The organism is Sporichthyaceae bacterium (assembly GCA_036269075.1).
Taxonomy (GTDB): Bacteria; Actinomycetota; Actinomycetes; order Sporichthyales; family Sporichthyaceae; genus DASQPJ01.
Map to the genome: position 1 here is coordinate 1 of DATASX010000065.1, position 24,843 is coordinate 24,843.

Below are 24,843 nucleotides of genomic sequence, written 5' to 3' on the forward strand. Positions count from 1 at the left end.
GACAACTGGAGCCACGACTACGGCCAGGGCCGAGAATTCATGTACAAGTACACCTCCACCAACACCGTCTCCAACCCCGACGGATCCCCCAACGGCTTCGCCCCCGACAGCGACCAGTTCATCATCTACACCAACAAGTAACACCCGGACCCGGCCCCGCCGCCTCCATCGAGCCGCGCGGGGCCGGGTTGGTTTTTCCGACCACACAAGGATTAATCCGATGACGATCACCGCGAATCCGTCGGTCCGCCAGGTGCTGTCCCGCGTCGTGCAGGACCCGAGATACCCGGCGATCGCCCGCAAGCCGTTGTTCTCCGCGCCCCACATCGCGCTCACGGCGATCTGCTACGCCACATTCGCCGGTGCGACGTGGGCCTACCTCGACGGCGACATCCCGTTCGTGGTGATGCTGCTGCTCAACCAGTTCGCGATCTTCGCGTCGTTCTCCCCGCAGCACGACGCGGTGCACGGAGCCGTTTCGCGCAACGAGCGGGTGAACAACCTCATCGGCACGGTGTCGATCCAGTTGCTCGTGCCGGGGTTGTGCACGACCGTCTACCGGATCCTCCACATGGAGCACCACCGTTGGGTGGGCGACCCGGACCGGGACCCGGACGACCTGTTCGTCAAGGCACCGAAGCCGATCCTGCCGCTGGTGCTCATCGGCCCGGTGGAGATCTGGGCCGCCTGGTACATCCGCAAGTTGTGGCACCGGCGGCCGGTGCGGGAGCGGGCGATGTTCGTCGCCAGCGTGGCCACCTACGTCGGCGTGCAGGCGGCGATGCTCATTTCCCCGTGGCGCGTGGACTTCCTGCTGGTCTGGCTCGTGCCTCAGAAACTCGGCCTACTGGTGCTGGTCTACCTGTTCGCGCACATCCAGCACCCGGAGGGCTCGAACTGGCAGGAGGCGCCGTTCCAGTCCACGGTGCGGGTCCGCAGCAGCCGGATCGGCAAGGTCTACATGCTCGGCCAGAGCGATCACTGCATGCATCACGCGCTGCCGCACATCCCGTTCCACCGCTACCACAAGCTGTGGGAGCTGTCGGACTCCGTGCTGAGGACCGTCGGCATCCCGGAGCGCGGCCTGTTCCGCGGCCCGGGTCCCATCGAGGCGCCGCGGGCGGCCTATGACAACCGCCTGCCGGCACAGGTTCTGGAGGCCCGGCCGGTCGGCGGAGCCGGAACCGTCTCGTTCCTGCTCGGTCCGGTCGACGGCGACCTGCCGGACTTCACCCCGGGCTCGCACGTCGACGTGCACCTGCCCAGCGGCCGGATCCGGCAGTACTCGCTGTGCAACGCCTCGGGCGATGGCACCTACCGCATCGCGGTCAAGCCCGAACCGAACGGCCGCGGTGGGTCGATCGAGGTCCACGAGACCCTGCAGCCGGGCACGATCGTGACGATCAGCGAACCGCGGAACAACTTCGAGATGGTGGGCGCCCAGCGGTACGTGCTGGTGGCCGGCGGCATCGGCATCACCCCGTTGCTGTCGATGGCCCACCGGTTGTGGGCACAGCAGATCCCGTTCGTGCTGCACGTGTGCGGGCAGGACGCCGACTCGCTGCCGTTCGTCGCGGAGTTGGCGCAGACCCCGTTCGCCGACGCAGTGCGCGTCCACCTGGACGCTACGCCGGGCCGCAGTTCGCTCGACCCCGAGAAGGACTTCGGCGACTGGACGCCGGGCAGCGCCCTGTACGTCTGCGGGCCGGCCGGGTTCATGGACTGGGTGACCGGGCGGGCCCTCGACCAAGCCTGGCCGTTGGACGCCGTGCACCGGGAGTCGTTCGCCGCGCCGGTGCTGGACCATACCGACACCCGTCCGTTCGACCTGGTGCTGGCCCGTCGCGGCCTCACGTTGCGGGTGCCGGCCAACCGGCAGATCCTCGACGTGCTGGCGGCCAACGAGATCCTCGTGCCGTTCTCCTGCTCTCAAGGGGTCTGCGGAACCTGCATCACGCCGGTGCTGGACGGCGAGATCGAACATCGCGACGCGGTTCTGCCGGCGGAGACCCGGGCCGCCAACTCCTGCATGGCGTTGTGCGTGTCCCGCGCCAAGGGCGAGCGGATCATCATCGACCTCTGAACCAGTTCTGATTACCAGTCAGATCCGCTCGGGCGGCGGCCCTGCCGATGCCGTGAAGCCGGGCACTGCCGCCAACCGGGCCCGGACGCTGCGGCGGGTCGCGTTGGCGGCGCGGCTGACGAGGAGCTCCACCGGTCCGGTCCGGGCGACGGCACGTACCGCAACCGCGAACACCAACGATCCGACGGCCAGAAGCACGAAAAGGTCGACGAACTCCTCGGCGAGGATACCTGTTCGCAGAACGAACAGGTGGGCTGTGTAGAGGGTCAGCGTCATGCTGCCCGCCGCGGCCAGCGGGTGAAGCAGTCTCGCGATCACCGGGACCCGGCAGACCAGCAACGCCAGGCCCAGCAACGCCATCGCGCACCCGATCGTGTGCAGCAGGTCCAGCGTCGAGTTCGAGTGCTGCGCACGCAGACCCAGCCACCACCAGTTCGCTTGGTCCGGCGGGATCGGCTCCCACAGGATCACGTTTCGCGCGCGACCGGGTCCCGCATCACCTGCCGCATCGGCAAGCCGGTCCAATCCACCGAGGTGGAACGTGATCCAGTCGGCGACCGCCCACGAGGCCACGGCCAGCGCTAGGCCGCCCGCAAGCAGACGTCGGGCCACCCGTGCGCAGCTCAGGTCGCTGCGCCCGATCGCCAGCCCGACCAGGATGTAGGCCAGGTAGGCGATCACCGGGTAGGACCCGCTGATCAGCAGCACCTTCGCCAACGCCCGTGGGTGCAGCAACATGCCTGCCGTCGGGTTGTCGTCGTCGCCGGGATCGTGGCCGAGCTCGTGGCCGAACGCCCAGACGAGCACGATCGGCGCGACGGCTACGACGATCCCGGCCGCCCCAGCCAGCATCCGTCGGGACAAACCCAGGAACGGCAGTGCCAGCACGAACAAGGCCGCGTACTGGACGAGGATCACGTCCGCCTGCCGGAAGTGGCCGACCGACAGGCCGATCGCGCCGATGAGGGCCGCCCGGACCAACAAGCCCGCCGAGACGGCGGTCCGATCGGTGCCCCGGACGGCTTGTCGCCCGCCGCTGAGAAACGCGAGCGCGACGCCGGCCAGCACCGCGAATGTCGCCGCCGACCGGCCACCGGCGACCTGGATCACCAACGTCGGTGTGCCGTTGCTGTGGAACGTCGGGAAAACGTGAACCGCGAACATGCCCAGCAGCGCGATGCCCCGGGCCACGTCGACACCGATGACCCTCTGCTTACCGGCCACGGACACGCTGCGCACCATATCCGTGTGCGGTCGAACGGATGATCTTGGCCTATCCGGCCGCGTCGTGGAACAGGATGCCCAGGGTGACGCGTAGCCCGCTGCGGATCGTCGAGACGCCGTGGCGGACCGGCGCCGCCGACCAGCCCCGCGCGGACGGCACCGGCCGGTCGCGGGTGGTGAAGATCAGGCCGCACCCGAGCGGCAGCGTGGTGACGGTCGCCCGCGACTGTGCACGGGGGCGTTGTTCGACCAGTACGAACTCCCCGCCGACGTGATCGGCCCCGGGTTCGGTCAGGTTGACGACCACCTGCAGCGGGAACACCAGATCGCCGTACAGGTCGCGGTGCAGTGCGTTCCAGTCCCCCGGTCCGTAGCGCAGGATCAGCGGCGTCGGCCGTTGCTGACCCGCTTCGTGACACTGCGTCAGCCAGCCGTCGAAGTCGTCGGGCCACGGGGCAGGTCGGCCCAACTTGCTCCACCAGTCCCGGGCGACGGGCAACAGCCGTGGGTACAGCGCCCGGCGCAGGTCCTCCACCGCCGACGGCAACGGATAGGCCAGATACCGGTACTGGCCCGCCCCGAACCGGTGCCGGGCCATGTCGACAGTCGACCGGAACGCCGCCGGTTGCTCGTAGAGCTCAACCAGTTCCGCGGCCTCGCAGGCGGTGAGCAGTTCACCGGTAGCGGCACAGCCGTGCTCGCCGAGTTCGTCGGCGATCGCCGCCCAGTCGTTCAAATCCAGCCGCTCGTCCACCCGCTCCCGGCGCCGGCTCACGCTGTGGCCTCGAGGTCCAGCAGGGTTTGCTTGGCCGCGGCGCCGCCGACGTATTGCCCGGTGCCGCCGTCGGAGCGCACCACCCGGTGGCAGGGCAGCAGCAGCGGCAACGGATTCGTGGCGCACGCGGTGCCGACCGCGCGCATGGCCTTCGGATTGTCCACAGCGGCGGCTACCGCGGCGTAGCTGGCGGTGTGCCCGTAGCCGATGACCGGCAGGTGTTCCAGGACCCGGCGTCGGAAACCCGTGGCCAGGCAGAGGTCCAGCGCCACGTCGAAGCCGTGCCGGCCGCCCGCGAAGTACTCGTCGAGTTGCCGGGCCACCGAGTCGAGGCGACGCGGTGCGGTGAGGATCCGCGGGCTGATCCTGGTGGCCAGCGTCGCCAGCACGTCATCGAGGCCCTCCCGCTCGTAGGCAATGCGGACAGCGCCGACCTGCGTGGCGGCCAGCAGCAGCGTGCCCAGTGGCGAGTCGATCGTGCGGTAGGCGATGTCCAGCAGACCCGCCTGCTCGGCACGCTCGGCCAGACGCATCCGCAGCACGCCGAGTTCGCCCGCGCCCACGCCGGAGGTACTCAGCAGCCGGCTGATGTCCTGCGCGCTTCGGTTCATCGGATCAGTCCCTCGGACTTGCGAAGATTGGCGATCCCGTCGGCTGCAGCACGGCGAGCGGCAGCGGCGGAGCCGCCGACGATCCCGGCCACCTCTTCGTAGGGCAGGCCGATCAGGTAGTGGTAGACGACGCAGTAGCGCTGCTTGTCTGGCAACGCGGTCAGTGCGCGATGCAGGTCCAGGTCGCGCCGCTGGTCCTCGGTGGGGGTCGATGGCAGTTCGGCCACAGGCGTGGCGCGCCGCGCCGAGCGGCGCATCAGGTCGATGGCCTTGCGGTGCGCGATGGTCACCAGCCACGCCTCGACGTTGGCGTCCGCGGGCAGTGGGGGATACGTCTCCAACGCGGCCAGGAATGTCTCCGCCCAGGCGTCCTCGGCATCGGTGGGCGAGCCGAGCATCGCCCGGCACACCCGAAGAATGGCCGGCCCGTGCACGGACACCACCTGGTCGAACGGCGGTTTGCCGGTCACGGCGCTCAGCCTGCCATGCACTGCACGATCTCCTCCTTGCTCGCGTTCCTGCCCCGTAGACGCCGCGCCGACCCAGAACGTGAGGTCGCCGGCTGCGCGTTGCGCTGACGGCGCGTCAGATGTCAGAGGCTCTGTATCCATGCACAGACGCAACAGGTGAGCCCGAAGTAGGCTGAAAGCTCGCCCTACCGATGAGTAACATCCGGGCCGACGCGCGGACCTGGTGGCGCACCTGGAGCCGCCGGACCGCCGGCGAGGCGGGCCAGCTCAGTATTTTGTTTGCGCAATTGATTGATTGATATTAGTCTGCTTGCGGAGCCGACGGCCGCCGCAGGTCCAGGCATGCCCCGGCCTGTTTCTAATTCCCGATCGAATCTGACGTTTCGTCATGTTCGTTGCTCCACAGGCTGTTCGGTTGCCGATCGGCGAAACCGTGACGAAACCGTGGGTCTGGTACGTACCTGCTGTCGATCATGGCGCGCGGTCGCCGAAGTTCGGTGCACCGAGGGTGCCGCACCGGCCCGCGTGCTCAGCAGAGAAAGGGGACCCGATGAAGACCAACACACCCCGAAGCCTCCTTCGGCGCGTCGGCGCGGGTGTCGCACTGGCTGCCGGAATCTCGACGTGCGGCGCCGCACTGCCGCACGTGCTGGCCGGCGCTCGAGCGGGGGACGAACCTGATCCGTGCAAACGCGACAGCTACTGGGTCATGTGTCAGTGGCACGACGGCCCGCCCAAGCCGATCGTCGCAGCGGCGCAACCCGCGGTTGGGGCGCGCTGACTCCCGGCGCCACTTCGCCGACTGAATGGCTGGTTCGTCAAACGCACTGAAGCGTGCAGCGCGGACGCAGAGTGGCGACCGCGCGGCGGATCAGCCGTCGTAGTCGCCGGTGTTGTAGTTCCCACCGTCGTAGTCACCGGTGTTGTAGTTGCCACCGTCGTAGTCACCGGTGTTGTAATTGCCACCGTCGTAGTCACCGGTGTTGTAGTTGCCGTGGTCGTGCTGCCCGGTGTTGCCGTGCCCGTCGTGGTGGTGGCGGATGGGTTGGCTCTGGGCGACCGCGGCGAAGTGGGTGGTCGGGACGAACCCGGCGCTCAGCAGGCTGATCCCGCCGGCCAACAGCGACACCGTGAGGGCAGCCTTCGGACCCCAGCCACCTGCCCAGTACAAGCGGACGCCACGCACCATCGCCACCCACCCCCGGGACCCGGACCGGCCCGAACCGCCGGTCGCTCACCAAGCAGCAAGACACGCCGTGGGTCCGCGCCGCCGGCCGATTCGCCCGCCCGATGACCCTCCACGGGGCAGCGCCGCGGCTATTTCACCCGACCGGCCCAACCCGACTGACGGGCCTCAGATCGCTCTCGGGAGGATCCCGGTCAGAGACAGGCGCCGGGCGTGGCGACGTGGACCCGGAGAACTGAACGGACTTCCGGATCCGGTCAGGCGGGCAGGAAGCGCACGTCGCACACGGCGGTCAACCCACAGATGCGCATGACCATCGCGACCGCCGTGCCGTCGCGCACGAGGATCCGCAGCCCGCGGCGCACGTGCCGGTAAAGCACCGCGACCGCAGCACTGTCGACATAGGTTACCGACCTCAGGTCGACCGTCAGTGCATGCGGCCCGACCGGCACCGACTGCAGCCTGCTCGCCAGTTCGTCGGCGGCGCTGGTGTCCAGGTCGCCGGTCATGCGGACCTGCGGACCCGCCGTACCTTCCACCCCGAGATCGGACGTCGAGTCCGGCATCCCGCACGGCATTGCAACGCCCCCGATCCGTGAGCCGAGGCTGCCCCCGTGCAGCCCCTATCACCCGACCCGACTCTACTTCGCGAATCCGCATTGTGGGGAGGCGAATCGCCGCGCTGCCGAGCCGACCGCCGGCAACGCCGAAACACGCGAACGGGACGGGGCTCTCACGCGTCCAACCGAGGTCGGAATCTCGGGCAGGAGTGCGGTGCCGCGACACCAGATCCTTACGGCCGCCGTGGCGCTCGCCGTGGTCGCGGCGTGGCAGCTCGCCAACATCCTGAGCCCCGAGGTGCGTCGCGGTCTGCCCGGCAGCCGACGGCGGGTCGCCGGGCTCCTGCTGCTGGCGGCCGTGGTAGCCCTGCAGTGTCTGCCGCTGACACCGGACGAGACCCGCATCGGGGTCGTGCTCGGCTTCCTGGTCGGCGTCGGCGGCGTGGTGCTGCTGCTGAGCCGACGCGGCCGAGGCTGAACCTGCGCCGCCAACAGTCGGCCACCCCGCGCACTGACCGGAGGTCAGGGCGGGGTGGCCGACCGTTGCGTGGCTCAGTACCCGCCGGAGGTACCCGTGGGCGAGGAGTCACCCGCGGAAGCCGGGGTCGAGGTGTCCGAGGTGTTGTCCGACGGCGCGGCAGTGGCCGGGCCCGAGGTGTCCAGGCCGGGCGCCGGCGTCGAGGTGGCGCCGGACATCGCTGTGCCCGCGCCGGTGCACGGAGCGCCGCCGGGCCGCACGATCACGGTCTTCGCGTCGATCCCGCCGTTGGCGGGAGTACCGAACGCGGCCACGCACTTGCCGACGGTGAGGTCGCCGCTGGTGGCGGACCCGATCCGGCTGTAGTCCGTGGACGGAGTCAACGTGATCGTCCGGGGGGTCGTGTCGGCGGGGGCGGTCGAGGAACCGGGCCGAGCCGTCGGGGTGACGGTCATCGTGTCACCGGCGATCGAGGCCACCGTGCCGCGGACCCCGCCGCCCATGCGAGCCATCCCGGTCCGCGCGCCGCCGCCGCCACCGCCACCGCCGCCACCCGTCCGCAGGCAGGCGCCGTTGACCGGGTCGCTGATGACGATCGTGCCGGCCGACAGCGGCTGGGTCGGATCAGCCGCGGTGGCTGCGCCACCACTGCCCGCGCCGGCCTGCCGAACCTGGACGCACTTGCCGACCGCGAGGTCGGACTCGGCGGCCGGCATCACCTGGGACAGCGCCGTGGAATCGGTCCAGTTGACCGCGGTCTGCCCGGCCGGGCCCTGCACCTGCAGCACCTGACCGGTCACGGACATGATCTGCCCGCTCACACCGTTCGGGACGTGAGCGGCCGGGGTGGTCGCGGCGTTCGAGCCCGTCGCGGCGGATGCGGGCGCCGCGGTGGAACTCGCACCGCCGCATGCGGTCAACAGCAGAAGGCTCAGGCCCACGCCCGCCGGGATCGCCATCCCTCTGCGTACGAGCGCGGCCCGGCCAAGGATCGGAGAGGACATTCCGGAGCTCCTTGTGGATCGGGTACTGACATTTCTCCGTCAGAGTCCCCCGCGAACCAGGACGTCATGAGCCCGACCGGAACGGTGATGCCGGAGCGTTATGTTCGGGCATCGAAACAATGCGCCGGCTTGGCATCGGCTGGGAGAATCGTCCAATCGCTTGCAGCGCAAGGGTTTTCCTGCATAGGCCCGGACGGCGTCGGGGCGCCTGGGTCAGGTTGTCGCCGTCACTCCGGGGACCTCGGCCCCGCCCAGACTCCGTTCGATGCGGACCATGGCGTCCTCGGCGAGCGACTCGGCGTTCCCGGTCGGCGTCGCCCCTCGAACTGTGTCCGCGAGGGCGAACTCCACCTCGAACAACTGGTGCGCGGGCCACTCGTCGCACTCCACCCGCAGCCGCAGACACACCGGCCAGGCCGTCCGCAACGCGACCGCCGTCGTCACCTCGAGCAGCCCGAGGTCGGCCGCGTGCCAGCGCCGGCCCGTCAGGAGCGCCTCGAGACGGCGCGCGGTGTCGACCGGGTCGAACACGGTCACCCCCGATGGCGGACGAGCGGGACTCGGGACGAGGTCGCCGATTTGCGTTGCGTTGCGGGTCAGACGTGGCCGTATCCGTACCGGTTCCCGGCATATGGCCCGAACGGCGGAGAAAGAACTGGTCCGTCCGATGGAACCGAATAGTCCCCTGGGTCAGTCGAAGTGAGCAACCGACCCCGGGGACACCGGGGGAACGCGTCCCGTGGTGGTGGCGCCGAACCCCGGGCCCCGAAAACCGCGCAGCGCCACCCGCCGCAACCGGGAGCGCCACCGAGGGTCGGTCCAGACGTAGATCCGAGCCGGGGGACGCAGACGTGAGCAGGCTCGCCCTTGCGGCGCAGACCGATGGCGCCGGCCGGCACCCCATGGCCAACATGAAGATGCTCGCCCCAGCGTGGGCGGCGCACCACCCCGCCGGGCCGTCCGACCTCAACGACGCGGACGGGCGGTCCGGTGCGGGTCCCCGGCCGGGGAACGGCCCCGCTGCGTGTGCCACAGCACCGCCGAGCGGCCGGAGGCCGCGGGCCGCCGTCCCCCACCAGTTCCGGGAGCTGCCGTGAAGATCTCTGCCCTGCGCCGACTCGAGGCACGCGCCGCAGGCCGCGTGCGGGTGACCATGCGCCTCGACGTGGCCCTCGCCGAACAGGCACTGCAGGACGTCGCGGCGCACCGGGCCGAGTCGTTGAACGACTGGCTGAACGAGGCCGCCCGCGCCAAGGTCCGCAGCGATGCGCTCACCCTGCTGATCACCGACCTTCTCGAGAGCACCGGCGGTCCCTTGTCCGAGCAGGAGGTGAGTCTGGCGCGGGAACATCTGGCCACCGGTGAAATCTGGTGAGTCAGGGAACTGATCTACCGTCAGATGGACCGCACTCACCCGCCACCACAGACCTCCTGGTCGGGCGTGGGCATCGACCCGTCCGGCCAGGGGTAGCACCCTGCGCACCCGCGCTCGCTCCGATTGCCTGCCCTGTGCGGATCTGACGCCGCCTCAGTCAGTCGGCGCCTCGCCTGGCAAGTGTCAGGAAGCTGACAATCGGACAGTCAGCCGGCTGACGGTCGACTGTCATCGAGCACGGGAATGTTCCTGGTGTCAGAAACAAACACCTCGGTCGCAGCGGCCGACAGGAACCCGGAGGCTCTCATGAACCGCACCTCGATCGCTCTCGCCGCCCTCTTCGCCACCGCCGGCCTGGCGCTGACTCTCGCCCCGGACGCCTCGGTCATGACTGGCTCCGGCGCCGCGCACTCGTCCGTCGCGCTGCCCACCGGGCGCGGAGGTGGCGGAGGTGGAGGTGGCGGCGGTGGCGCAGGTGGCAGTGGCGGCGGTGGCGGCAGCGGCGGTGGGCACGGCGGCGGCGGTCAGTACAACGCGACCATCGTCTCCGTCGACAACGACGCCCAGCGGGAACGCCGTCGGCGGATCCGACCCGGCCAGGAAGAGCGCACCTACGACGGTTGCAGCAGCGGCTACTACGACGGCGCCTACGGCTGCTACCAGCCGCAGGCGTGAGCCGCCGGAATCGGGACAGCTCCCTCTGCGTTGCTGCCGAGGACGGCGAGCATCGAGGATGGGGAGTGGCATGGAGCTGGGCAGCTACGGCATCTGGCAGGCGACGGGCAAGGCGACCCCGCAGGTCGCCGCGCAGGCCGAGAAGCTGGGTTACGGCGCGATCTGGATCGGCGGTTCCCCGGCCGCTCGACTGAGCGAGGCCGAGGAGATCCTGGACGGCACCGAACGCATCAACGTGGCCACGGGCATCGTCAACATCTGGGCCGTTCCCGCCGTCGAGGCCGCGGCGTCCTACCACCGACTCGATGCCAAGCACCCAGGTCGGTTCCACCTCGGGGTGGGCATCGGGCACCGGGAGCACACGGCGCAGTTCGCGGATCCGTACGCCACCACCGTGGCGTACCTCGACGAGTTGGCGGCCGCGGACGTACCGGCGCAGCGCCTGATCCTTGCTGCGTTGGGGCCGAAGGTGATGAAGCTGGCCGCTGACCGCACCGCCGGTGCACACCCGTACCTGACCACGCCCGCCCATACTGCGCAGGCCCGCCGGATCCTGGGGCCGGGTGCCTTGCTGGCACCGGAACACAAGGTGCTGCTGGACACCGATTCGGCGCGCGCCCGGGCGACGGCCCGATCTACCGTGAACTTCTACCTGAGCCTGGTGAACTACCGCCGCAACCTGCTCAAGTCCGGGTTCACCGAGGCCGACCTTGCCGATGGCGGATCCGACGCGTTGGTCGATGCCCTGGTCCTGCACGGCACCGCCGAATCGGTCGCGGCCGGCCTGCGGGCCCACCGCGACGCGGGCGCCGACCACGTCTGCATCCAGGTGCTGGGCGAGGAGTTGTCCGACGGCCATCGGGCACTTGCCGAGGTGCTCGAACTGGGGTGAGCTCTCGGCCGGCGCCGCCCCCGGTCCTCGCGTGCGGGCTGTGGTCGCCGCGACGAGCGCCGCGGTCGCCTGACACCCCCGCCGGGTGAGGAACGTCAGGCCGAGCCGGCTTCCACGCGAGCAACGTCGCCGATACCGGTCACGTCGAGCACGGTCGCGATCGCCGAGCCGGGGCGCACGACCAAGGTGAGCGGACCCGCGGCGGCCCGGTCGAACAGCTCGACCAGGCCGGCGCTCTGCAGGACATCGACCTGGCGTAGATCGACGAGCAGTGCGACGGCGGTGTCGGCCTCCTGAAGCACCTCGCGGAACTGCGGGGCGGTCGACAGGTCGATCTCGCCGATCGCCACGACCTCGGCGGGGCTGATCCAGGTCAGGCGAAGACGGTCGTCGGCGCGTTCGGGACCGGCGACACCGGCCGGCGTCGTCATCCTCGGCAGTTCCCTCCACAGTTCCACGACCGTGCCCTCGGCACCGGTGCGCATCTCGACGCGATCGGTCAGCGCGGCCATCAACGTTCGGCCGCGGCCACGGTTGCCGGTCGCCTCCGAGGGCGGCCGCCACACGCCGGTGTCGCCGACGGTGACGTGGACCCTTCCGTCGCGACAGACGGCGTGGACCCAGGCGGCGGGCCGGTCGGGTCCGGGCAAGGCGCCGGAATGGTCGTAGGCGTTCGCGGTCGCCTCACCCAGGGCGATCACGAGTTCGTCGCGCACCGTCCGGTCGGGGCAGAACGGGCCCAGCCAGTCGATGAATCGGTCGCGCACCGCGCCCAGTTCCCGCGGACCGGCGGTCAGCCGCAGGTTCGCGTGGAACTCCGTCGCGGTGCGGGTCGGCGGCTCGAGGACCACGGGTGCCGCTTCGGCCGGGTCCTCTCGGCGCAGCACGAGAATCGCGACGTCATCCGGCGAGGGCTGGTCGCCGATCAACCGGCTCATGACCGTCCGGCACACGGTCTCGGGTGCATCCGGCACGAGCGCCTCGCAGAGCTGGGTCAGGTTCGCGTCCAGCGGGCTGTCGGGCCGTTCGACCAGCCCGTCGGTGTACATACACAGGGCCGCGCCGAGCGGGAACTCGAAGGTGATCGACCGACGGGGCCGCGGCTCGGCCACACCGATCGGCGGGTCGTGATGGGTCTGGACCGGGCAAGGCGCGGTGTCCGGCGCGGCGAGCACCGGTGGGAGGTGGCCGGCCGAGGAGAGCCGGACGTGCGTCAGCGACGGGTCCAGGATCGCCACCTGGACGGTGGCGATCATCCGGGCCGTGTCGAACTGGCGCACGTGCTGGTTCAGTCGGGTCAGTGCCTCGGCCGGGTCGTCGCTGAACAGCACGTGGGCCCGCAGCGCGTTGCGCAGTCGACCCATGACCTCCGCCGCGGCGAACCCCCGCCCGACGACGTCGCCGATTGCCACGCACAACCCGCCGCCGGGTAGCTGGAAGACGTCGTACCAGTCGCCACCGAAACGGCCGCCCTCCGCGGGTACGTAGCGGGCGGCCATGGTCAGGCCGGGGACCTGCGGCAACCGCGAGGGCAGCAGACTGCGTTGCAGCAGGGCCGTGGCGGCGCGCTCGACCTCGGCCTGGCGCAGGCCGAGCGCGGACGCCAACCGCTCGGCGACGACCTGCAGCAGCTGCACGTCCTCGTCGCTGAACCTGCGCTCCACCAATGCGCCGACGTGCAGGACGCCGAGGACCGCGCCGCCGGCCAGCAACGGAACCCCGAGCAGCGACTTGATGCCGTGCTCCCACAGGATCGGGTTGAGCACAGTGGTCCGGTCCACGCTCGGCACCAGCACCGGTTGGCGCTCGGCGGCCACGCGACCGGCGAAGCCGTGCCCCAAGGGGATCCGCACACCCTGCCGAACCTCGGCCTCGATCCCGCGCGCCGCGGTGGCCACCAACTGTTCGGCGGCCGAGTCGAGCAGCAGGACCGCGACGGTGTCGACCGCCAACAGTTCCTGGACCCGCTCCAGCATCTCGGCCAACAGCTTGTCGACCGACAGGTGGGCCAGGGCCGCGTCGGTCACCCGCTGGAGGCGCCGCAGCCGATCGTCGGCCTCCGCCGGTGCCGGGTCTGGGTCCAAGGGCGGCATCATCGCCGACGTTACCCCGGCCGCCGAGACCACGGTGGCGGGGGTTTACTCGGCGTCGGCCGACCCGGACCGCAGCCAGGAAAGCATCCCCCGCAGCGCGTGGTAGGCCTCGAGCCGGGCCGGGTCGCCACCATCGGCCTCGGCGGCGACGACGATCTGCCACAGGCGCTCGATCATGCCAGGACCGATCTCGAGCAGGGCCTCGTTGCCCGCGCAGGCCCATTTCGCGAGCACGTAGCGGGCCAACGCACCCTCGGGGACACCCGTGAAATCGGCCAGGCCCCTCAGCGTCTCCAGCGGGTCGAGCAACGTGTATTCGGCGACCTCGGCCTTGAACGCCGCGTTCGGATCGTCCTGCGCCCAGGGCCCGACCCAGCGTTCGAGCCGGACAGTGGGCGTTCCGTCGTCGGGCTGCACAACGGCACTCTCGCACCGCACCGACGGCATCGGCCGCGGACACGAGTGGAATCGAGGGCGGCCTCGGCGGGGCTCGTTGCATCGGACGCGAGACCGGGCGAAAGTCGAAACTCACCAAATCAGTGGGCCGCAGGCAGGTAACGTCGTAATTCGTTGGGTTCGTGGCTTAGCGGGCATCAGCCGACGCTTCCTGGCGTGTGCGGATCCTCGGGGAGGAGGAGATCGTGGCCACCGCCGCTCCGGCTCTCGGCACGACCCCGTTGTGTCCTGTCCCCCGATCGGCCCGCCGGACTTGAGCGGCGGACGGCGCACGCGGAAGACCGGCCGCAGATTTCGGCTGGTCGGCGCCTCGCTCGCCGCAGCCGTGACGTTGGGCGGTGTCGGAGTCGCACTCGACCCGGCGATCCGGACCTTGCGATCGCCGGACCGCGTGGCGACCCTCGGGGCGCCCGTACGGCTCGCCGGCTCCGCAGCCGACCTGCCGAGTCCGGAACCGACCGCCGCACCCCACGCAACCGTCGCCCCGCAGCCGTCCCCGGAGCCCAAGCCCGCGCCGAGCCCGAGCCGGTCCCCGGTGCCGACCGGCACCCCCGCGACCGCCGCCGCCGCGGGCGCGGCGCCGACGCAAGGGCACAGGCACCCGTTGCCCACGGTCACCGAGCCCGGGGTCGGCGGCGCCACCTGGAACGTGCTGGACGGGTGGGCGAACCCGGTCGACTGGCCCACCCGCGGAACCGTCGTGTCCACCACCGTGCGCGGCGCGACCACCGGTCTGTCCGAACCGGCCTACGTCTACCTCCCGCCGGCTTACTTCCAGCCGGCGACCGCCGCGCTCGGCGCCACCGGCCAGGGCCGACGCGACCTGCCGATGACCGTGGTGTTCACCGGATACCCCGGCGACAACGGCCACCTGATCACCCGTCAGCACTACCCCGACGCGGTGGCCGCCGGGATAGCCTCCGGCACGATCGCGCAGACCGTCCTGCTGATGATCTCACCCGCGGCCACCTTCCCGTGGGACACCGAGTGCAGCGACATCCCCGGCGGGCCGCGGGCCTTCACGTTCTACTCCCGCGAAGCGCCGGACGCCGCGGCCACCGAGTTCGGGCTGCGGCCCAAGGCGTACGCCTCGATCGGCGACTCCACCGGCGGGTACTGCGCGGCGAAGCTCGAGTCGATCGACCCCGGCCGCTTCGGCGTGGCCGTCGCGCTGTCCGGTTACTTCAGCCCCGCGACCGACCGGACCACCCGCGGGACCTTCGGTGACAAGACCCTGCGTAACACCAACGACCTGGGCTGGCGGCTGGCGCACCGGCCCGTGCCGAATGTCCAGCTGCTGCTGGCCACGGCGCAGGACGAGCGCGGCGCCGACGGTTACGCGACCAACCAGGCCTGGATGCGTTTGGTGCGCTCCCCGATGACGGCAGACGAACTGGTGCTCGCCCACGGCGGGCACAACTCCGCCAGCTGGGACCGCGAGATCCCGTACGCGATGTCCTGGATCAGCGCCCGCCTCCCCCACGACCACGTGCATGCGGCCGCGCAGCCCACCGACTCCGAGGTGGCCACCAGCGACGGGAAGGCCCGGACCGGCACCGCCCGTGCGTCGAGCACCTGGCAGCCCGCGACCGTCGCGCCGGGCGACCGGACCCGGCGTCGCTCGCGCGCCGGCCGGCCTGCCTGAGGCCACCGGTCCAACCTCGCGGGCGCTGCGCCGTTCCGCGCCCGGGGCGAATCCCGAAGGCGGTTTCCTGGCTTCCAGGACGAGACGCCGGGGCGTCGCGCTGCCCTAGGTTCGGGCCACACGGTGCGCCCGCCGCCGACGAGAGAGGTCGACGATGACTGTCCTCAAACGCGAGGAATGGCACGACATCACCCGGCGGACCGACTGGGACTTCAGCTACGTGGACCGGGAAGCCGTGTTCCCGGAGTGGATGTCCGGGGCCGGTGCGGTCGAGCCGGAGCGGTGGCACCAGTGGCGCGAGGACTACCGCTGTTCCTACGGCGAGTACGTCGCCACGCAGCGGGAGAAGGACACTGCGGCCTACTCGGTCAAGGCGGCGCTGCAACGCTCGACCGTGTTCGACGACCTGGCCGAGGGCGCCCGGACCAACTCCAAACTGCACTTCGGGTCGCTGTCGCTGATCGAGTACCTCGCGGTGGTCTCGGAGCTGACCATGGCCCGGTTCGGGCTGACCGGCGGCTGGCGGAACATGGCCGTGCTCGGCGCCTTGGACGAGATGCGCCACACCCAGCTCAATCTGTTCTTCGCCCACGAACTCGTCGGCAAGGACGTGCATTACAACTGGGCCCACAAGGCCTACCACACCGACAACTGGGCGATCATCGCCGGCCGCTCGTTCTTCGACGGCACGATGACCACTCCCAGCGCCGCCGACATCGCGGTCGGGCTACCGTTCACGATCGAGACCGGGTTCACGAACCTGCAGTTCGTCGCGCTGGCCGCCGGTGCGCTGCAGGCCGGCGACGTCAACTTCGCCAACCTCATCTCCTCGATCCAGACCGACGAGGCGCGGCATGCCCAGCAGGGCGGCCCGACGCTGCAGGCGATGCTCGAGCGCGAACCGGAGCGCGCGCAGTGGATCGTCGACCGCACGTTCTGGTTGTGCCAGCGACTGTTCGCGATCGTCACCGGCCCGTCGATGGACTACTACACGCCGCTGGAATCCCGGGAGCAGTCCTACAAGGAGTTCATGCAGGAGTGGATCTGCGACCAGTTCCTCACCTGCATCGAGGACTACGGGCTGGCGAAGCCCTGGTACTGGGACGAGTTCATCGACTGTCTGGACCATGCCCACCACTCGACCCACCTGGGCACCTGGTTCTACCGGTGGACGCTGTTCTGGAATCCCAGTGCCGGTGTCTCCGGGGCCGAACGTGACTGGCTGGCCGAGAAGTACCCGCAGTGGGAGGCGCACTGGGGCCCGATGTGGGACCAGGTGATCGCCAACGTCAACGACGGTCGCCCCGATCTGACCCTGCCGAACACGCTGCCGTGGATCTGCAAGGCGTGCAATCTGCCGGTCGGGTGCGCCACCTCGCCGGGCAACGCCAAGTACCCGGTGCGTCCGTACAAGCTCGTGCACAACGGCAAGAAGTACTGGTTCTGCTCCGACCCGTGCCGGCGGATCTGGTGGGAGGACCGGAACCACATGATCCACCAGCGCACGATCATCGACCGCCTGCTCGACGGCGCTGTGCAGCCGCCGGACCTGACCGGGGCCTTCGACTACATGGGGGTCTCCTCCGAGGAGATGGGCGACGACGCCTACGGCATGGCGTGGGCCTTCGACCAGGCGCGCGGGGCCGGGTCGTGACCGCCGCCCCGCCCGCGACCGAGATACCGGTCCAGGCGCTGTTCGACGGCGACTTCCTGTCGTTCCTGGTCGTGATCGAGTCCACCGACACGATCACGGAGGCCTGCGACAAGGTGGCGTTCGGCGTGGTCGGCCGCCGCATCCCGGCCCGGCCCGACACCGATTACGTCATGCACACGGAGGACGGCTCCGCCCTGCCCGGCGAACTGACGGTGGCTCAGGCCGGCATCGAGCCGGACGACTTCATCCGCGTCGGGTTCGCCGACACCCGTGGGCACCTCGAACTCTGATCGGACCAGTCGTCAGATGAGGGAGAGTCCGACGCTGCATCAGTGGCAGCGCTGGCCGACGGTGTAGTCGTTCGTCGGGCCGACGACGTCGTCGTTCCCCTGGCCCCGGCCGGAACTCGCGATGGGGTACTGCAACCGGTCGCCGGGCTTGGGCGACCCGATGTCGGAGAGCGGGATCGTCATGGTCAGCGAGCCGGATCCGTACTCGGCGCCGAACTCGGTGGTCTTCGGCTCCTCCTTGGACGGGTTCAACGGATCCTCGCGACGCGGCGTGCTCAGGGTGCCGGTGACCTTGCCGCTCGGGTCGGCGGCGGCCTCGGCGACGTAGGTGGTCCCGTGGTAGACCCAGGTGGCCCGGATGCTGTTGCCCCCGACGCCGAACGGCGCCCGCGCGGCCAGGTGCGGGCCGCGCACGGTGATCACCAAGGACTTGCCGTCCGGGCTCAGCGTCATGCCCGCCGACGTCAGGTCGCGGGTGTCGCCGTTGTCGCCGAGCAGATCGGTCGCCACGTTGCCGGTGGGTGAGGTGCCGAACGGTTCGCAGGCCACCTTGTCGCCGGTGGGCGGGTCGGGCACCCGAGCGGCAGCGGCCGGGTGTGCCGGGGTGGTGCCGCCGGTGAGGTCGGCGGTCAGCTTGGCGATGTCGGGCACGCCGTAGCCGGTGTTGTAGTCCCAGCCGGGGCCGGGCACGTAGAGGCCGTTGCCGACGGCCTCCCCGGCGGTGACGTCGAAGAAGTCGTGGGCCCGCTTGTCCGCGTCGATGTGGTAGATCGCCGGGGCGGCCGGGCCGAGCGGTTTGCGCGCGGCGGCAGCCACCCGGGACCAGGCGCCCATGACCAGCGGGCTGGACAGGCTCGTGCCGCCGGCGCCGGTCGGCTGGTCGTACGCGTTGATGTACATGGCCTCGGTGGCGCTGCCGGACAGCGCGGCGATGTCGGGCACACCCCGACAGACCGTGCCGAGTGGCTGCGGAGCGCCGTCGGAGTTGATCGGCAGGCACGGCAGATCGACGTGCGGTTCGCTCTTCTGCCATTCGGGTTCGGGGATGAACAACGCCGACCCGCCCCCGCTGAAGGCCCACGCCTGCTCGTCGGCCCGGGCACCGGACTTGTCCAGGGACAGCACGGTGCCACCGACGGCGGTCGCCCACGGACTGGCCGCCGGGTAACCCTGGGCCGGCAGGGCCTGGTTGGCCACGCCGTTGCCCGCCCCGACGACCGGCAGCGCCACGACCGGGCAGGAACTTCCGGTGTCCCCCGAGGCCGCGAACAACGTGCGGCCCTCGGTGAAGGCCTGCATCAACGCGTGCTCGACGGTGTCCTGGATGTCGTTGCCGACCTCGACCTGCACGCTGTCCCGGGTGGTGTTCGAGTTGACCGGGAAGGCCTCGCAGGAACCGAAGCTGGCGTTCATCAGCAGCGGCCCGGTGGGATCCGCGGCCCAGTAGGCGAAGTCGCCCACGATCCCCGGGTCGTCGAGATTCTTCGCGGTGTACAGCGAGAGGTCCGACATGCCTGGCGCCAGGCCGGTGGAGGACTGCGTGTCGAGCATCCACTCCTCGCCGCCGTCGTTGCCGCCGTACTCGTCGGCCCGGCCGGGCTGGGTCCGGACCACCCGGACCGGGACCCGTGGCAGCTGCTCGGTCTCCTCGAAGACCCGCAGGCTGCCGATGACCGGATCGGCGTTGCCGGCCATGAACACCCCGGCATGCATGCCCTGCCCGGTGTCGGAATCCGGGGCGTCGTAGGCGTGCCACAACGAACGGACGTCCAACTGCGCGGCGAAGGCCCCGAGCTGGGTCCGGGCAGCGGGGCCGCGGTGGGTCGGGTTCGGGACGGTGAAGTGCTGCAGGTCGTTCAGCCCGATGACGTCGGTGATCGGCAGGTCCGCCGGAACCCGCGGGGCGGTGTCGTTGGCGAGGAACTGGGTGGGGCCGCTGCGGTAGGTGCCCAGCCGAAGGTCGAACAACCGGTCCAGTTGGGCGACGGTACCGGCGGCGGCGATCAGGTGCGACCCGCCCGGCCCGGGCCCCACGTCCAGGCCGTTGCGGCGCAGCCAGGACGTCACGGCGGCGCGGGTCGCGGCCGCCACGCCGAACCGGCGGCCGTAGTCGGCGGTGGTCAGGAAGTGGTGGAACTTCGGGCTGTTCGGGTCGACCACCGCGGCGGCGGTGGCCCGTTCGGCAGCCGTGTTCGGGTCGGCGAGCACCACGTCGACGTCGAGGCGTTGCGCAGGGTCCGGCGCACCGACCCGCTGCGTCAGCAGCGCGGCGGGCAACACGTTGGCCGTCCGTCGCCACCCGGACCCGTCCACAGCCGCGACCGGGGACGTCCAGGCCAACGCGGCCGACACCAACCCGATCGTGACCCCAGCCCGCAACCGGCCGACCGACCCCACCGCCCACCTCCGAAATCCCCCGGCAGACTGCCCAGCCGGCTCCGGAAGCATTCCCTAGCCGACTTGACGTGACCGAGCCGTGACTGCTGGCGTGGTCGGGCGCCTGGGGTCACCGTAACCGTCACCCCGACGAACGTACGAATCCGGCAAGTCACGCAACCGGGCGACGCCGTCCCGCGTCTCACTCCCGGAAGGAAAAGTGAGTGGAATGTTCCGGACAGCGATCTACCTCGCGTGGGCGGCCTTCTGGATCTACTGGATGGTCGCGGCCGCCAACTCCAAGCACGGCTCCAGCTCCGGTGGGCGACGCGTCCGCGGCCTCGCTGCGATCGGCGTGATGGTGATGGCACGGTTCGTGCGCATCGGCAGCCTCGCCGTGCACGACCCCGCGATGCGGGTGATCGGCGTGATGCTGTTCGTCTCCGGCCTGGCGCTCGCGGTCTGGGCGCGGTTGAACCTGGGCCGCAACTGGGGAATGCCGATGACGCTCAAGGACGAGCCGGAGTTGGTCACGTCCGGCCCGTACCGGTCGATCCGGCACCCGATCTACACCGGAATCCTGCTCGCGACGTTGGGCACTGCCGTGGCGGTCAACCTCGACTGGTTCCTGTTGCTGATGCTGCTGTGCGCCTACTTCGTGCACTCGGCCGTCATCGAGGAGCGGCTGATGACCAGCCAGTTCCCGTCGGTCTACCCCGCCTACCGCGACCGCACCAAGATGCTGGTGCCGTTCGTGCTCTAGGAATTCCGATCATCGATGATCGGAGCGTCGTTCTCTCATACGCGGGGCGTCACGCGCGGTTGTGCAGGAACGCCTCGATCGAGCGGGCGGTCGCCTCGGCCTTGGTCAGCGCGAACAAATGTCCGCCGGACACGATCTCCAGCTGCGCGTGCGGGATCAGGTTCGCCAGGATCCGGCCGTTCACCGCGGGGACGATCGGGTCGGAGTCGCCGTGCAGCACGAGGGTCGGCTGAGTGAGCTTGCGCAACCACAGCGCGCTGCCGAAACGGCGCAGGGCCAGCTGCTGGTAGAGATAGCCGCGCTTGGACGGGGGGCGCTCCTGCCGAACGGCGGCCTGCGTCAGCAGGAAAGACGGGTCCTCGACGATCTCCGGCCCGTACAGCTTCGTGGCGACCCGGGCCAGGTGCACCGGGTCGTCGTAGCGGCGGGTGTCGGCCAGCGCCAGCAACGCCTGCGGCCGGCCCGGCACCAGCAGGCCCCCGGCTGCGGTGGACACCAGCACGATGCGCCGCACTCGAGTGTCGCGCCGGGCTAATTCCTGGGTCAGCAGACCTCCCCAGGAGATCCCGAGAACGTCCACCTCCGCGTAGCCCAGTTGATCGAGCATGCCGCGCACCAGCCGCCCGACCCCACGAAGCGTCGGCGGGTAGGCCGGAGTCGAGGACTCCCCCGCCCCGGGCGCGTCGAACGCGATCGTCGGCATCGACAGGTGGTCGCGCAACGGATCCAGCAGTTCCAGCGGTGCGCCGATCCCGTTGCAAAGCAGCAACGGCCGACCCGGGCGGTCACCGTGCCGGGTGGAGACCCGCAGGCTGACCCGGTCGACACTCAGGTGGCGCGTTTCGGTGGAAGGCGTCGTCACCGGACTCAGGTTACCGGTCAGTAGGCAGTCCGCAAACCTGTACCCGTATTCAGGAGAAAATCGGCCGCGCGGTAACTGACGCCGTGCCACTCCAGAACGGATCTGATGCCCCGTCAGCTTTGGAACGGCGCCGCCGGCTCTGGATGAGGGTCACGACGGTTCCGGCCGCGTCGGTCCGCACCTCGACCCGGTCGACGAGCGCCTCCATCACGGTCCGGCCGTGGCCACGGCCGATGCCTGACATCGGCTCCGGGTCCTTCCAGCGACCGCGATCGCGAACCAGGACCCGGATCTCCTCGCTGCTCACGGCGGCCTCGATCCGGATCGGCGTCCGGGTGCCGGAATGCTCCAGGCTGTTCAGGCAGGCCTCGCAGACGGCGACGAGCAACTCCGCAACCTGCTCCTCGGGCACCGCGACCGTGTCCAACCAGGTCCGCAGCCGGTTCCGGGCCGGCGCCAGGACCTGCACCCCGATCGGCTCCAACTGCATCGACATGGTGCGCACCGGTGCCAGGCCCGGGCGCGTCTCGACGGTGGGGACTGGGTTCACGGTTCCGCTCCTTCCGGTCGCGCGAGCAGCGTTGCCGGTCCGGCAATCCGGCGGATTAACGCCGGATGGACATCGGATGCCCGAACACCGAGGACACGCCGGACCGGAGGCACACGGAACTGACTGACGGTCAGATCGGCACCGCTTCCAGAACACTGACGGGGCTTGCGGTCGGCACCACCCGTTCGACGCGCAAGCCGGCCGGCGCCAGCAGTTGTGCGTACTCCTCAGCGGTGCGCTCCCGACCGCCGGCGATGGCGAGCATGATCACGTCCAGCACCTTCCCCGGGTGCGGTTCGGCACCGGTGGGCAGGACCATCTCGACGAGCAGGATCCGGCCGCCCGGGTTCATGGCCTCCCGGCAGTTGCGCAGGATCGCGTGGCAGGCCTCGACACCCCAGTCGTGGATGATGTGGGACAGCACGTACGCGTCGCCACCGGGCGGCACGGAGGCGAAGAAGTCGCCGCCGATCCGTTCGCAGCGACCCTCCACCCCGGCTGCGGAGATCGTCGCTTTGGCGTCCTCCACCACCGAGGGCGCGTCGAGGAGCACCCCGCTCAGGTGCGGGTTGTGCCGCAGCAGCGTGACCAGCATCGTGCCCAGACCGCCGCCGACGTCGACGACCGTCTTGAGGCCGGAGAAGTCGTAGGCCGCGGCCACCGCCTCCGGCTCGCCACCGTGGACAGCGATCATCGTCCGGTTGAACGAGGCCTCCTCCTCCGGGTGCGCGCGGAGGTAGTCGAAGGCCGAGGTGCCCATCGTGATGTCCACCCCGGTGCGCCCGGTGGCCAACACCTGCGGCATCGCCCCCAGCGCCGCGGAGAACACCGGGCCACCGAAGGTCAGCACCAGGTCCCGCGCCGCGGTCGGATGACCGGTGACCAGCGTCTCGCCGACCGACGTCAGTCCGAAACGGCCGTCAGCGCCGTGGGTGAAGATCCCGGCGGCAGCCAACGCACGCAGCAACTGCAGCAAAGCAATCGGCTGCACGCCGACCTTCACCGCGAGCTCGTCCGGCGTTGCGGGACCGGCGGCCAGCAGGTCAGGCACGCCCCGCTCGGTCACCGCGTAGAGCGCTCGGGAGAGCACCACCGCCATGTTCAGTTCCAGCACCGCGGCGTGCGGTGGCGGGGCAGGCTGGTTCAAGATTCCTCCCGACGGCCGGAGGGGAAAACGCTGGCGACCTGCGGAACCTACCGCCGCCCGGCGGGACGAAACAGGCGGCGAGCGAGCCGGAATCCGTCAGGACATCCCACCGGTGGGGCCCGAGGCCGCGGACCCGGTCGACTCGTCGTGGCCCGCCTTCGGGGCAGTCGGGTTCGCGTGGGACTGCGGAGCAGGTCGCGCGGGCGCGCCGGAGTCGCTGGTGCAGTAGTTGCCCGCCATCGAGCCGCGTTCCCCGCCGCGGCCCTGGCCGTCGCCCTTGCTCTGCGTCGTGGCGGGCGGGACCGTGTTGTCGTCGTGCAAGGGGCCGCAGTCGCCCGGACCGTCGCTCGGGAGGAGGTGGCTCGACCGCAGCACGGCACTGGCGTCGGCCGCGAAGGCCGGCCCGCCGGCGAGAACGGCGGCAACCAAGCAGACGGTCGCACAGATCTTGCGCATGTCGCACCCCTGTTCGTGGAACCTCGGTCGGAACCTGCACCGGAGGTTTACAGGCAGTCGAGGACGCTGGAGCCACGGACGCACCGCGCCCGGCGTCGAATCACCCGATCGAGTGCACCGGATGGTCCAACCGGGGGTGCAGACGAGCTCAGGCGAGCAGCATCGCCGCGAGGCTGTGGGAGCCGGGCTTGCGCAGGGCTGCGAACTCCACGACCTGGTGGGCCACGGTCTCCAACTGGAACCGGACGGACTCCTCCGTGCACGCCCCGGTGGGGTCGAAGATCTTTCCCGAGGACGCGTTCACGGTCGCGCCCAGGGGCGAGGGCCACCCGCGCAGGGCATGCACGGCGGTCCGCAGGCTGTGCAGGGTCGAGACGGTGGCCTGCCAGCCGTAGGCCACGGACACACAACCGACCGGCATGCCGTCCAGGTACACCCGACCGTCGTTGCGGGTGTCCTCGATGTAGTCCAGGGCGTTCTTGATCATCCCGGACATCGAGCCGTGGTAGCCGGGCGAGGCCACGATCAAGGCGTCGGCGGCCCGCACCGCGGCCACGAACCGTTGCGCGAGAGGGTCGCGCTCGGTGGTCTCGGTGTCGTAGATCGGGAACATCAGGTCCCGGCTGACGATCACCTCGACCTCGGCGCCCGCCGCCCGGGCCGCGGCGGCGCAGACCTTGACCGCCGATTCCGATCCCGAGCCCGGTCGCGTGGAACCACCGATGCACAACACGCGTACCGGCCCGGTCCAGGACGACCCGTCTGACGACAGGTCAGAAACCGATCTCACCGACGCCGGCCCCGCGACCGCGTCGCCAGACTGAACAACGCCGGCACCATCAGGACGCCCGCCCCGGCCAGCACGAGCATCACGTACAGCGACTCGTCGGCCGAGGTGGTCGGTTTGCGGTTCGCCGCCAGGCGCAGGTCACTCAGCTCGGTCGGCGGCAGTGCCGCGGAGTGGGTGAGTTTCGGGGCAACAGCCGCCGAGGAGATCGCTGGGGACTTGGTCGCCGCGGCCGGGGTCTGTTTGGTGGACTTCGCCAGTCCGCCCATCGTCGCCGCCGAACGACTGACGCCGGTGGCCACGGCCGCGCTGTTCGGCGCGTTGACCGAGGAGACCTCGACCCGGCCGAGGATGTAGCCGATCGTGTACTTGGAGGTGGTCGGTGAGGTGAAGGTGCTGGTGACCTTCAGGCCGCCCAGGACGTAGCGGGT

The 24,843-nt window shown here is 70.4% G+C and carries 26 protein-coding genes; 9 read left to right on the forward strand and 17 right to left on the reverse strand.

Features of this window, described 5'->3' with window-relative positions; genetic code table 11:
* Positions 1 to 220: 220 nt before the first annotated feature.
* Complete coding sequence (locus VHU88_11370) at positions 221 to 2,083, forward strand: fatty acid desaturase (GenBank protein ID HEX3612277.1); 1,863 nt, start codon at positions 221 to 223, stop codon at positions 2,081 to 2,083.
* Positions 2,084 to 2,101: 18 nt separating this feature from the next.
* Here the strand turns inward: VHU88_11370 and VHU88_11375 are convergent, their stop codons facing one another.
* From VHU88_11375 to VHU88_11400, 6 genes are all read right to left on the reverse strand, one after another.
* Positions 2,102 to 3,313, reverse strand: a complete 1,212-nt coding sequence (locus tag VHU88_11375; GenBank protein HEX3612278.1) for a heparan-alpha-glucosaminide N-acetyltransferase domain-containing protein — start codon at positions 3,311 to 3,313, stop codon at positions 2,102 to 2,104.
* A gap of 43 nt (positions 3,314 to 3,356) precedes the next feature.
* Positions 3,357 to 4,082: a 2OG-Fe(II) oxygenase gene (locus tag VHU88_11380; protein ID HEX3612279.1), complete on the reverse strand. Its 726-nt coding sequence runs from the start codon at positions 4,080 to 4,082 to the stop codon at positions 3,357 to 3,359.
* On the reverse strand, positions 4,079 to 4,693 hold the full coding sequence (locus VHU88_11385) for a methylated-DNA--[protein]-cysteine S-methyltransferase (GenBank protein HEX3612280.1): 615 nt from the start codon (positions 4,691 to 4,693) through the stop codon (positions 4,079 to 4,081). The genes VHU88_11380 and VHU88_11385 overlap by 4 nt, the downstream gene beginning before the upstream one ends.
* The gene (locus tag VHU88_11390; protein ID HEX3612281.1) at positions 4,690 to 5,163 is read right to left on the reverse strand and encodes an RNA polymerase sigma factor; all 474 of its coding nucleotides are present in this window, start codon (positions 5,161 to 5,163) and stop codon (positions 4,690 to 4,692) included. The genes VHU88_11385 and VHU88_11390 overlap by 4 nt, the downstream gene beginning before the upstream one ends.
* 871 nt (positions 5,164 to 6,034) lie before the next feature.
* On the reverse strand, positions 6,035 to 6,352 hold the full coding sequence (locus tag VHU88_11395; GenBank protein ID HEX3612282.1) for a hypothetical protein: 318 nt from the start codon (positions 6,350 to 6,352) through the stop codon (positions 6,035 to 6,037).
* A 254-nt stretch (positions 6,353 to 6,606) separates the two neighbouring features.
* Complete coding sequence (locus VHU88_11400; protein HEX3612283.1) at positions 6,607 to 6,915, reverse strand: STAS domain-containing protein; 309 nt, start codon at positions 6,913 to 6,915, stop codon at positions 6,607 to 6,609.
* A gap of 208 nt (positions 6,916 to 7,123) precedes the next feature.
* Here VHU88_11400 and VHU88_11405 point away from each other — a divergent pair, with 208 nt between their 5' ends.
* Positions 7,124 to 7,387: a hypothetical protein gene (locus VHU88_11405; protein ID HEX3612284.1), complete on the forward strand. Its 264-nt coding sequence runs from the start codon at positions 7,124 to 7,126 to the stop codon at positions 7,385 to 7,387.
* 74 nt (positions 7,388 to 7,461) lie between these two features.
* Here VHU88_11405 and VHU88_11410 read toward each other — a convergent pair whose 3' ends face one another.
* Both VHU88_11410 and VHU88_11415 read right to left on the reverse strand, forming a co-directional pair.
* Positions 7,462 to 8,391: a DUF5666 domain-containing protein gene (locus tag VHU88_11410; GenBank protein HEX3612285.1), complete on the reverse strand. Its 930-nt coding sequence runs from the start codon at positions 8,389 to 8,391 to the stop codon at positions 7,462 to 7,464.
* Positions 8,392 to 8,604: 213 nt separating this feature from the next.
* On the reverse strand, positions 8,605 to 8,922 hold the full coding sequence (locus VHU88_11415) for a hypothetical protein (GenBank protein ID HEX3612286.1): 318 nt from the start codon (positions 8,920 to 8,922) through the stop codon (positions 8,605 to 8,607).
* A gap of 562 nt (positions 8,923 to 9,484) precedes the next feature.
* Here VHU88_11415 and VHU88_11420 point away from each other — a divergent pair.
* From VHU88_11420 to VHU88_11430, 3 genes are all read left to right on the forward strand, one after another.
* Positions 9,485 to 9,766 (forward strand): hypothetical protein, encoded by a 282-nt coding sequence (locus VHU88_11420; GenBank protein HEX3612287.1) that lies wholly within the window; start codon positions 9,485 to 9,487, stop codon positions 9,764 to 9,766.
* A 306-nt stretch (positions 9,767 to 10,072) separates the two neighbouring features.
* A complete protein-coding gene (locus tag VHU88_11425) occupies positions 10,073 to 10,441 on the forward strand; it encodes a hypothetical protein (protein ID HEX3612288.1) in 369 nt (122 codons plus the stop codon).
* Between the two features lie 70 nt (positions 10,442 to 10,511).
* On the forward strand, positions 10,512 to 11,333 hold the full coding sequence (locus tag VHU88_11430; protein ID HEX3612289.1) for an LLM class F420-dependent oxidoreductase: 822 nt from the start codon (positions 10,512 to 10,514) through the stop codon (positions 11,331 to 11,333).
* 95 nt (positions 11,334 to 11,428) lie between these two features.
* Here the strand turns inward: VHU88_11430 and VHU88_11435 are convergent, their stop codons facing one another.
* Complete coding sequence (locus VHU88_11435; protein HEX3612290.1) at positions 11,429 to 13,426, reverse strand: SpoIIE family protein phosphatase; 1,998 nt, start codon at positions 13,424 to 13,426, stop codon at positions 11,429 to 11,431.
* Positions 13,427 to 13,471: 45 nt separating this feature from the next.
* Entirely contained in the window at positions 13,472 to 13,843 is a 372-nt protein-coding gene (locus VHU88_11440; protein HEX3612291.1) for a DUF6027 family protein, read from the reverse strand.
* Positions 13,844 to 14,135: 292 nt separating this feature from the next.
* On the opposite strand from VHU88_11440, the gene VHU88_11445 reads away from it, so the two are divergent.
* The 3 genes from VHU88_11445 (at position 14,136) to VHU88_11455 (ending at position 17,471) form a co-directional block, all read left to right on the forward strand.
* Complete coding sequence (locus tag VHU88_11445) at positions 14,136 to 15,527, forward strand: alpha/beta hydrolase-fold protein (protein HEX3612292.1); 1,392 nt, start codon at positions 14,136 to 14,138, stop codon at positions 15,525 to 15,527.
* Positions 15,528 to 15,681: 154 nt separating this feature from the next.
* Entirely contained in the window at positions 15,682 to 17,181 is a 1,500-nt protein-coding gene (locus VHU88_11450) for a toluene monooxygenase (GenBank protein ID HEX3612293.1), read from the forward strand.
* Entirely contained in the window at positions 17,178 to 17,471 is a 294-nt protein-coding gene (locus tag VHU88_11455) for a toluene-4-monooxygenase system B family protein (protein HEX3612294.1), read from the forward strand. The genes VHU88_11450 and VHU88_11455 overlap by 4 nt, the downstream gene beginning before the upstream one ends.
* A gap of 39 nt (positions 17,472 to 17,510) precedes the next feature.
* Here VHU88_11455 and VHU88_11460 read toward each other — a convergent pair whose 3' ends face one another.
* Positions 17,511 to 19,868, reverse strand: a complete 2,358-nt coding sequence (locus tag VHU88_11460; protein ID HEX3612295.1) for a S53 family peptidase — start codon at positions 19,866 to 19,868, stop codon at positions 17,511 to 17,513.
* A 208-nt stretch (positions 19,869 to 20,076) separates the two neighbouring features.
* On the opposite strand from VHU88_11460, the gene VHU88_11465 reads away from it, so the two are divergent.
* Positions 20,077 to 20,610, forward strand: coding sequence for an isoprenylcysteine carboxylmethyltransferase family protein (locus VHU88_11465; GenBank protein ID HEX3612296.1), 534 nt, complete (start codon positions 20,077 to 20,079; stop codon positions 20,608 to 20,610).
* Positions 20,611 to 20,659: 49 nt separating this feature from the next.
* Here VHU88_11465 and VHU88_11470 read toward each other — a convergent pair whose 3' ends face one another.
* The 6 genes from VHU88_11470 to VHU88_11495 all read right to left on the reverse strand — a co-directional run.
* Positions 20,660 to 21,472, reverse strand: coding sequence for an alpha/beta hydrolase (locus VHU88_11470; GenBank protein HEX3612297.1), 813 nt, complete (start codon positions 21,470 to 21,472; stop codon positions 20,660 to 20,662).
* A gap of 49 nt (positions 21,473 to 21,521) precedes the next feature.
* Complete coding sequence (locus VHU88_11475; protein HEX3612298.1) at positions 21,522 to 22,022, reverse strand: ATP-binding protein; 501 nt, start codon at positions 22,020 to 22,022, stop codon at positions 21,522 to 21,524.
* Positions 22,023 to 22,152: 130 nt separating this feature from the next.
* Entirely contained in the window at positions 22,153 to 23,169 is a 1,017-nt protein-coding gene (locus VHU88_11480) for a methyltransferase (GenBank protein ID HEX3612299.1), read from the reverse strand.
* A 96-nt stretch (positions 23,170 to 23,265) separates the two neighbouring features.
* On the reverse strand, positions 23,266 to 23,625 hold the full coding sequence (locus tag VHU88_11485; GenBank protein ID HEX3612300.1) for a hypothetical protein: 360 nt from the start codon (positions 23,623 to 23,625) through the stop codon (positions 23,266 to 23,268).
* A 148-nt stretch (positions 23,626 to 23,773) separates the two neighbouring features.
* On the reverse strand, positions 23,774 to 24,415 hold the full coding sequence (locus VHU88_11490) for an NADPH-dependent FMN reductase (protein HEX3612301.1): 642 nt from the start codon (positions 24,413 to 24,415) through the stop codon (positions 23,774 to 23,776).
* The coding region (locus tag VHU88_11495) for a hypothetical protein (GenBank protein HEX3612302.1) at positions 24,412 to 24,843 on the reverse strand (432 nt) is incomplete at its 5' end. The genes VHU88_11495 and VHU88_11490, both read right to left, overlap by 4 nt.